Below are 1,690 nucleotides of genomic sequence, written 5' to 3'. Positions count from 1 at the left end.
CCAAAAAAACAGCTGATGAAGAAGTTAAAGATACAACAGTAAAGAAAACTACAGCTAAAAAAGCTACTGCAGCTAAAAAAACAGCTGATGAAGAAGTTAAAGATACAACTGTAAAAAAAACAGCTCTTAAAAAAACTGCATCACCTCTAAAAGAAGAAAGTAAAGCCATAGATTTACAAAACAGCCAAGAAGAAAAGAAAGAAACAAATAAAAAAATAGACAGCATTTTTGATAAAAAAGATGATAAAGCTTCTGATTTGTCTGAAAATAAAATATCTTCAAGAGAACCTATAGTAAAAAAAGAAGAAGAAAAAAAAGAAGAGAGAAAAGATTTAAAAGAACTCATAAAAGAAGCCAAAGCGGATAGAAAAAACCCATTTAAAACATCAAGTCCAGTAAGAAAATTAGAAACTATAAAAACTGAAAGCAGCGAAACTAAAACAGAAAGAGAATCAATAACTCTATTAAAAGAAGCTATAAAAGCAAAATCAAAAAATGTATCAAGACCTGTTACTGTGAAAAAACGTTTAGCTGTTGTTGATGATGATACTGAAATTAATACAGAATCAAAAAATACTTCATCTTCTGAATTAAATGTTTCAAAACCTATAATAACTAGTGTATTAGCAGCTCATAGCATAAACAGCATAAAAGATAATGAAATAAAAGATAATAAAGATAGTGATGATTTTATTGATAAAAAAGAAGATGAAAAAAGCGAAGAAGAAATAAATACTGAAAAAACATCAGATGATGAGATAAATAAAGAAGAGCCTATTACAGAAGAAAAAGAAGTTTCAGAAAATACAGACGATGTAAAAGAGATAGAGCTAAAAGAAGAAACAAAAATAGAAGAAAAAGAAGAGATTACAGAAACTCCTTCATCATCTATAATGCATAATTACAGCTCTTCATACTCTTTTACTAGATTTGAAAAGAAAGAAGAAGAGAATGAAACAATAAATGAAACTGCAGAAGAAAATAATTTAAATAAATCTGAAGAAAAAGCAGAAGAAGAAATAACTGAAGAAAATAAAGAATTAGAAAATAATACTGAAGAGAAAGAAAATAAAACTGAAGAAATTAAAATAAATGATAAACCTACATACAGTAAAAGCGATATATTTAAAAGACCTGTTATTATACCTTCAAACAATGATGAAGAGATAAAAAAATCAGTATATGAACAGCATGAAATAGATAAGGCAATAGAAACAGCACCTACTATTGATGAAAATGATGCTGTTGAAAATTATAAAAATTATAATTCAGATGAAACTGAAAACAATGAAGATGAATCTAAAAAATTACAGGAATTAAAAGAAAAAGATATAAAAATAATAGAAACTGAAGATGAATTAAAAACTTCATCATTGCCTGAAATAGAGAAAAAACCAGCAGAGCCTTATGTTGCTCCAGCACATTCTATAGATGAAAATAAAAAATCAAATAAAATTGTTGCTATAGTAGGAATTATAATCATAATACTAGGATTATCTTTCTTGGGTGTACAGTTCTTCTCTGGAAAAAATAATGAGGTTGATGATGATTTCTATGAAATAGTTACTAATGAAACTATTTCTCCAACTAATGATCTTACTCAAACAAATAATGCAGTTAATGCTTTAACTAATACAGTAAGACCACAGACTAACAATGCTCAAACTAATACAGTAAGACCGCAAACTAA

General features: G+C 27.0%; 1 pseudogene. It reads left to right on the top strand.

Features of this window, described 5'->3' with window-relative positions:
- A pseudogene (locus F811_RS16595) lies at nt 1–1,690 on the top strand (hypothetical protein); the annotation flags it as partial.

Origin of the sequence: Brachyspira innocens ATCC 29796 (assembly GCF_000384655.1) — a bacterium.
In the GTDB taxonomy this organism is placed as follows: domain Bacteria; phylum Spirochaetota; class Brachyspiria; order Brachyspirales; family Brachyspiraceae; genus Brachyspira; species Brachyspira innocens.
Note: the sequence above shows the minus strand (reverse complement) of the source record. Positions and strands in the feature narration are given on the sequence as shown.